Annotated in this window: 7 protein-coding genes and 1 pseudogene; 3 read left to right on the forward strand and 5 right to left on the reverse strand. The window is 42.7% G+C overall.

The genetic code is table 11. The annotated features are described in order from the left end of the window. Positions 1-275: 275 nt before the first annotated feature. Positions 276-1,712: pseudogene (locus tag H6G86_RS37285) on the forward strand (cytochrome P450). Positions 1,713-1,953: 241 nt separating this feature from the next. On the opposite strand, the gene H6G86_RS37290 reads toward H6G86_RS37285, so the two are convergent. Beyond that, entirely contained in the window at positions 1,954-2,124 is a 171-nt protein-coding gene (locus H6G86_RS37290) for a hypothetical protein (RefSeq protein ID WP_190938593.1), read from the reverse strand. An 89-nt stretch (positions 2,125-2,213) separates the two neighbouring features. Between H6G86_RS37290 and H6G86_RS37295 the strand changes: the two genes are divergently transcribed. Continuing rightward, positions 2,214-2,801, forward strand: coding sequence for a PEP-CTERM sorting domain-containing protein (locus H6G86_RS37295; protein WP_190938594.1), 588 nt, complete (start codon positions 2,214-2,216; stop codon positions 2,799-2,801). 544 nt (positions 2,802-3,345) lie between these two features. On the opposite strand, the gene H6G86_RS37300 is transcribed toward H6G86_RS37295, so the two are convergent. The 4 genes from H6G86_RS37300 to H6G86_RS39340 form a co-directional block, all read right to left on the reverse strand. Beyond that, positions 3,346-4,551, reverse strand: coding sequence for a DUF4336 domain-containing protein (locus H6G86_RS37300; protein WP_190938598.1), 1,206 nt, complete (start codon positions 4,549-4,551; stop codon positions 3,346-3,348). Between the two features lie 58 nt (positions 4,552-4,609). Next, positions 4,610-4,996 carry a VOC family protein gene (locus tag H6G86_RS37305; RefSeq protein WP_190938595.1) on the reverse strand — a complete coding sequence of 129 codons (387 nt, stop codon included), beginning with the start codon at positions 4,994-4,996 and terminating at the stop codon, positions 4,610-4,612. Between the two features lie 205 nt (positions 4,997-5,201). Then, positions 5,202-5,711 carry a hypothetical protein gene (locus H6G86_RS37310; protein WP_190938596.1) on the reverse strand — a complete coding sequence of 170 codons (510 nt, stop codon included), beginning with the start codon at positions 5,709-5,711 and terminating at the stop codon, positions 5,202-5,204. A gap of 58 nt (positions 5,712-5,769) precedes the next feature. Next, the gene (locus tag H6G86_RS39340) at positions 5,770-6,522 is read right to left on the reverse strand and encodes a hypothetical protein (RefSeq protein ID WP_242065174.1); all 753 of its coding nucleotides are present in this window, start codon (positions 6,520-6,522) and stop codon (positions 5,770-5,772) included. On the opposite strand from H6G86_RS39340, the gene H6G86_RS37320 reads away from it, so the two are divergent. Beyond that, complete coding sequence (locus tag H6G86_RS37320; protein WP_242065175.1) at positions 6,517-7,011, forward strand: reverse transcriptase N-terminal domain-containing protein; 495 nt, start codon at positions 6,517-6,519, stop codon at positions 7,009-7,011. The two genes, H6G86_RS39340 and H6G86_RS37320, sit on opposite strands and share 6 nt — an antisense overlap. Positions 7,012-7,094 lie beyond the last annotated feature (83 nt).

Below are 7,094 nucleotides of genomic sequence, written 5' to 3' on the forward strand. Positions count from 1 at the left end.
AGTCGTTAACTTGCGTCGCCTTATAACCTCGGCGGGACTGCATCCACCGCCATAAAAATGTTGGTAGTGGTAAATATCTAGCGATCGCCAATTCTCATTTTTTGGACATGGTATAAGAGTTTTAGTTGGTCAGAATCTGCCCTGGGTTTTTTCTCGTCCCAAATCAACACAAGTAGTTCAATTGAGATCCAGCTTGCTCCCGTAACTTCTATGTGAACGCACGAAAGTGGGTGTATTTGTTTGAGATTAGGAAGTGGAATACACAAGTAAATATTATGCTTAGTCAATTACCGAATTGCATTACTAGTCCTTCATGGTGGCAACTGATAAAATGGATTGCCGATCCGATTGGATTTCAGCAAAAGTATAGTCAAAAGTATGGAGACATTTTTTCCATGCGACTGAGTGGACTCGGTTCTTGTGTAATTCTTAGCCATCCCCAAGCCATTCAAGAAGTTTTCAGTCAAGATTCTAAATTTGATATTGGTCGTGGTAATAAACTTGCAGAGCCTTTGATTGGGCAAAATTCTATCATGTTAATAGATGGTGCCCGCCATCGACGAGAACGAAAATTATTAATGCCCTCCTTTCATGGAGAAAGGCTACAGGCTTATGGTCAACAAATCTGCTTAATTACCGAGCAAATCGCCAGTCAATGGCAAACCGATCAACCTTTTGTGGCTCGGTCTGCTATGCAGAAAGTGAGTCTAGAAGTAATTTTACAAATTGTCTTTGGTTTAAGTGAAGGGGAACGCTATCAACTAATTTTACCTCTCCTTACTAGTTGGTTGGATATGACTGATTCTCCTTTGCGCTCCAGTATGCTATTTTTCCGATTCTTACAACAAGATTGGGGAAAATGGACTCCTTGGGGACAGATGAAAAGTAGACAAAACTATATTTATCAGCTACTTCTTGCAGAAATTGAAGAGAAAAGAACAAAGGAGGATCAGAGCCAGGGCGATGTTCTGAGCTTGATGATGGCAGCACGGGATGAAAATGGGCAAGCAATGACCGACGATGAATTAAAAGATGAATTGCTCACAATTTTATTTGCTGGACATGAAACTACTGCAACAACGCTAGCGTGGGTTTTCTATCAAATTCACCTTTATCTAGTACGCCCCTGGTGGTGAGGTGCTATTCATGCAACAACGCTAGCGTGGGTTTTCTATCAAATTCACCGAAATCCAGATGTCCTCTTAAAATTGCAGCAGGAACTTGACAGTTTGGGAGAAAATCCAAACCCGATGGAAATTGCCCAACTTCCTTATTTAACCGCAGTATGCCTTGAAACCCTGCGGATGTATCCAGTCCTTCCAGGGCTTTTCCCACGCATTACCAAATCATCCATAAATATTGCAGGATACCAGTTTCCTCCTGACACAACCTTAATGCCAAGTATCTACCTTTTGCATTATCGGGAAGACTTGTATCCTAATCCTCAACAATTTAATCCAGAACGTTTTTTAGGACGGCAGTATTCCCCTTGGGAGTTCATTCCTTTTGGTGGTGGAAGTCGGCGATGTTTAGGATATGCCCTGGCTTTGTTAGAAATGAAGTTAGTCTTGGCAACCGTTTTATCTAATTATCAACTTGCATTAGTAGAAAATAAACCTCTTAAATTGCAAAGACGTGGGTTTACCCTTGCTCCTGAAGGTGGAGTTCGGATGATGATTAAAAAACGAATTACACAGATTGTAAGGACATAAGAGCGATTCTAAAAATTTTGAAAGTCATTCTGGATAAAAGTTAGTTTTTTTCTAGAACGGCAAAACTAACTGGAGAGGTGAGACTAAAGGCTTAATTACGTATGCGTCTTAGAAAATATCAAACGAGTTTACTATGCTTCCAACCTACCTCTAGCAAGTTTTACCGCTCTAGGTTTTTTTTGCTTGGGAGGAACTGACCTTTTAGCGATCGCAATCTGTGCCGAAAAATCACCCCATCCATTCAAGTCCACTGGGGCGCATTTGACACCAATTGAGCAAACTTTTGAGGATCTTGACCCTCAAAAGTTTGCATCACGCCACAACGCTCATCAATCGTCAGGGTACTGAGTAATTCTTTAATAGTATTGCCCATTTCTGGGCTTGAGCGATTCTTCGAGAACATCGCAGGCATCGCAGAACTTTTTGGTGTACTGAGTGTATCTTAAATTGCCACGGATGTGATAGCATACCTTCAACAATTTTAGATAGCATAACCAATCCATGAATCAAGTTCGACTCCCCAAGATTAGCGTCGCCGTGATTGGTTTGGTAGTTGCAAGCGTATTTCATGCTACTTCCGTGCTGGGAGCGATTCTAACTAGACAAGAATTTTCAGGTGATTTTACTTTAGTCAATGCTACTACCCCATTCCTCACGAACTCTTTGCCACAAGAGAGCGAATATTCTGGATTTGTGGTTTACTCAGAGTCCGGGACTTTGAGCGATTGGGAGCTATCCGTCAACAATCTAAACTTGAATTTGAATCCAGGATCTACTAATGGCGGTAACTTAACCCCAGATGTTGATTTTGAGCTTGGTTTTGGGTCGAATTGGAATTTAGTAGTTGATTTTGGCATTGCTTCTGATGCTCCAAGATATACCTTAGAAAGAACTTCAAGCTCTGAAATTAGCTTGACGGGTGAAGTGGGACGGGCAGGAACATACATCTATCAAGATTCTGCTGCCAATATTACCTTGAGTTCCTCATCTACATCAGTACCAGAACCTGTTTCCCTACTAGGTCTATTGTTTGTAGTTGGTGCAATTGCTGTCTCTAAAAAAGCCGGGAAGACGAAATCTGAAGCATGAATTACTCAACTCTTTACCAAAGCTTTCTCGATCTACACCCCCACCAACCAATCACAGACCACAGACTTACACCCGTCCGTAAAGCTGACCCAAACCTGCCATTGCCCCAGGTATGCGTTCTGTGTAAGGCTCACCATCAGCCATAGCAACAGAAAAGTCAATTCTTTTGAGATCGATTGTCTTAAAATAGGCTAAAAGCCAGATTAAGAGAGATTTTGAAAAAAGGTATAATTTTATTCAATAAGAATATGCCATCATCTGACCAAACTTGTCTTTTGTCTGAGTACTTATAAGTTGATACTAATGCACAACTGTGTGTCTCTACAGCTAGGGTATTGATTGAATGGCACTAAGAAAAGCGTAAATCCCTGCTATTCCTAGCTTTTGGGTGTGGGGTTGCAGGTTCGGGTGTGGGGAATTAAGAAGATGTTGAACTCCTTAACGTACTGGCATTGAAATTGTCTGAAACACTACACCCTACCCCCTACCCCCAACACCCTGCCCTGGCGAGGTTTCACCTTTTCTTAGTGCCATTCGGTATTGATTAAACCTTCTCTTTAGCTGGGGTTGCAATACCGCGCTTAACTAGACTCGCTTCCAGTTCCTTAATAAATCTTAAGTCTTCCTCCAATAGATGCTGGCTTTTGCTAGAAGAAAAGTCATTACTTACAGAGGGATTTTTTTCAAGAAAAGCAAAAGCTTGCCGAAATTGACGCGGATTTGCAAAAATTAGCGAGTCAAAGTGACAGGGGATAATCTGCTGAAAATCCCAACTTGCAACTGTATCTGCCCAGTTGAGGACTTGTCTTGGTGCTTGGGGAAAAATAAGGATTTGCAGAATCGGTGCGACAAATGGCCGCCCCTGACCTTGTAGAGCATCGAATGCCTGCTTCCAAGTTTCTCGCCAGCGAAAAGGAAATAAACCAAAGTACGTTTTTAGGGTTCGCTGTGGTGCTTTGAGAGCATCACGAAACATCTGTCTGATTGGAGTAAGTTCCAGCGCACTTGGACGGAAGTAAAGTGCAAACAATGAAATGCGTTGCCATCCCTTGCGGCGGTTGTCTTCATTGTCGTCGCTAGTCTCCAAGGCATTGTCCCTTGCATGAAACAGTAAGGGATAAGGATCTAATTGGAGGATTTCTGGTGGGTCAACTGGAACAGAAAGGATAGAATCAGTTACAAGTAGAGTGCGCGTTTGCTTGTGAAACACTGCAACTTCTGCAAAAGAACCTCGTCCCAGGTTGATGTCCAAGATTGCATAGTCAAACTCCAGAGCGAAGGGAGCAAGGCTTGAGTCTTCTGGGAGTTCTTGAGTTCGTTTTTTTGGAAAACCTAGCCAACTAAGTGGCAGGTTAAACGGGAAACTCCACTGGTGCGGAGCAACAAAGACTTGTGCTTCAGGAAAGCGGCGAGAAAAGGGGCCAACGAAGACTTTATGCTCGAGACCAGAACTGGTTGGCAGCATGATGTACTTAACTTCACCGTGCTTTGCTACCAATTCATTAACCAAGCGGACACACTCAGTTGTTGGAGCAACGGGTGCATAGACCAGAAGACCTCCGGCAGCGAGTTTGACGACAGTCATACGAATCGGCACTATGGTGTAGAGAATGCCGTGAAGCTGCTCGAAAGTCCAGATAGTGTCAAAAACTATTTCCTTGCGAAGTGTCCGCCGCCTGCCGTAAGGGTAAAGTGGGACAGCAGCCCAGAATGGCCATGACCAATCTTTTGGGTGGCTCAAAGAATACATCCCTTGGTCTTGTAGTTCTACCTTCGACTTAGATCCAGGTGATATCATCGTTGTTCCATTATTCAGGGTAATGACAGATGGCTTCAATATTATGTCCGTCTGGGTCAAGAACGAAGGCAGCATAGTAGTTAGGATGATAGTGAGTCCGAAAACCAGGCGCACCATTGTCTTGTCCACCAGCAGCTAAAGCTACGTTGTAAAATACCTCAACAGCAGCATGGTTGTGAACTCTGAACGCTACATGAACTTTTACAGAACCAGGATTACCGTGAGTAAGCCAGAATTCAGCTTCTGGCGGCTGACCGAAACCAGCAATATCGGTACTTCCAGTGGTAGAGGCTGAATACTCTGCAATCAGTGAAAGCCCAATTGGTTCTAATGCCACACCATAAAAGGACTTGCTTTGCTCAAAATCACTGACAACGATACCAATGCGATCAATCATAATTGATCTCCGCTTTTTAGTTGAATTGAAACTAGATTAGTACAGTTGACCTAATCATTCAAGCCTTATCTAAATTTACTAGTCCAGTTATTACATACGACTACGCCTTTAAAGCCAGACTTATTATTGCAGTGCTTGCCTTGATTCATGTGAATTGGTTGACAGGTTGATGCTTTGAGGTTTTGCGTTGATAGCTAATACCAATTTAATATGAAGCTGCATAGAAAAGAGCTTCTAAAATAAAGTTATAAGATGAAATAGACATTACCTGCTCAAATGTTAATTGCGTAGCCTTTGAGACTTTATAAGGAAGTTGTTCCGCTCTATCAAATCCTAAGTCTAATGCTTCTGGCGGGATTTCAAGGTATTTTCCCTTTTCATCCTGTCCAATAGTTAAGCATAAATCTTTATTGCTGTAAGTGTAAAAAATTTCTACGGGAGAATCGTAGCCAGCTTCTCTCGCTTCTGGTGCTACCCAAGGGTCAACTTCTAGTGTTGGTATTTTCCATAGTTGATCTATTTCTGGAAGCCACTTTTGATACGGAAGAAAACACCATCTATTTTGACTTAAGAGTGCATTGTACTTACAGGATTTGATATTAGGACATTTATCAGCAGGAATGCCTGTTAACATCTCACAATCAAGAAATAGCCAACAGCTTTCTTTACTGGAGTATTTAGTTTTCTTATTGTATTTACGTTTAACCATATTCATCAATTATTATCGAACTTTTATCATGATAAAAACTGTTTACTACTGAATTTTTTGATGTTTACTGTTGTCCTACAGCATCACGTTTAGGTTTGCGTTGGTCAACACGCCCCGAAGACTTTTTAGGCGTTTGCTGTTGAGGGGGTGTTTCATTTGCATGGTCCCCAAAAAAATGGGGAGGGTTAGAAACTTCTTGATTAATCGATGAGTCAACGCGACTATCCCCAGAACCCTCCCCATTTTTTTTACGTGGAAGACCCTCATCTATCTTCTGTGCGTCCGTGGGAGAGGGGGTAATATTTGTTTCCAGTAGTGTCTCACTAATGGAAGAATCATCTTGTTTTGTCTTCTTACGAGTTTGTTTTTTTTTAGGTGCTGGTTCTATAGAAGTTTCGCTTGGTGTCGTAGAAGCCGTTTCATCATTGCTCTGGGGTGCAGGCTTTTTACGAGTCCGTTTTGCTGGAGACGTTGGTTTGTCAGATTTCTTTGGCGATGCAGTTGCAGTCGCCGCGCCCTTGGATAAATCCACTGCTGCTTTTGGTACAGAGGTTGAACCCATGCCTATCTGTAGCAAATACCATAAGTGTTCACGGCGACTTTCCATGTAAGAGAGTTTTTGTTCACCCTCAGTGGTATCCATTGCCTCAGAAGCCAAAGCCTTTGGGAAAGCCAGAGGATATGCAGACGGAGGCACGGTGACTTGGATTGTAGAGTTACTAGTAGCAATGTACACATCTAAAACGATTTCAAGACTACGGTGGAATGGAATGCTATCCCCTGGCGAAAGCTGGAAAGGAAAGTATTCAAGTTGCAAAAGCGCATCTACAAAGCCTCTCAGCGTGGTGATGTCAAAGCAGTTCGTCAACTTCAAAAAACGTTGTTGCACTCCTGGTCAGCAAAGTGTTTGGCGGTTCGTAGGGTAACACAAGACAACCGAGGTAAGAAGACGGCAGGAGTGGACGGGTTGAAAAACTTGTCCCCAAAAGCACGGCTTATCTTAGTACATTCCCTGAAACTAGGTGAAAAAGCCGCTCCCACTCGAAGGGTGTGGATACCAAAACCCGGCTCAAAGGGAGAAAAAAGACCCCTTTCTATACCCACTCTGTACGACCGCGCCTTGCAATCGCTAGTAAAACTAGCTCTGGAACCTGAATGGGAAGCTCGCTTTGAGCCAAACTCATTCGGTTTTCGACCAGGAAGAAACGCCCATGATGCGATTAAGGCAATATTCAACACTATTAAGTTTAAACCTAAATATGTGTTGGATGCCGATATTGCGAAATGTGTGCGCCGTGACAGTTAACGCGGTATCCCCAATTAAATTGGGAGAGATTAAGAAGAACATCTCTAAGTCAACCAACTTACCTAGAGTCGAAAGACAAAAGG

This window comes from Nostoc sp. FACHB-133 (assembly GCF_014698055.1).
Classification (GTDB): Bacteria; Cyanobacteriota; Cyanobacteriia; order Cyanobacteriales; family Nostocaceae; genus Nostoc.

Excerpts from the sequence above, each read along its gene's own strand:
- H6G86_RS37290 (WP_190938593.1), bottom strand. The coding sequence starts at position 2,124 with ATGCCTGCGATGTTCTCGAAGAATCGCTCAAGCCCAGAAATGGGCAAT.
- H6G86_RS37295 (WP_190938594.1), top strand. The coding sequence starts at position 2,214 with ATGAATCAAGTTCGACTCCCCAAGATTAGCGTCGCCGTGATTGGTTTG.
- H6G86_RS37300 (WP_190938598.1), bottom strand. The coding sequence starts at position 4,551 with ATGTATTCTTTGAGCCACCCAAAAGATTGGTCATGGCCATTCTGGGCT.
- H6G86_RS37305 (WP_190938595.1), bottom strand. The coding sequence starts at position 4,996 with ATGATTGATCGCATTGGTATCGTTGTCAGTGATTTTGAGCAAAGCAAG.
- H6G86_RS37310 (WP_190938596.1), bottom strand. The coding sequence starts at position 5,711 with ATGAATATGGTTAAACGTAAATACAATAAGAAAACTAAATACTCCAGT.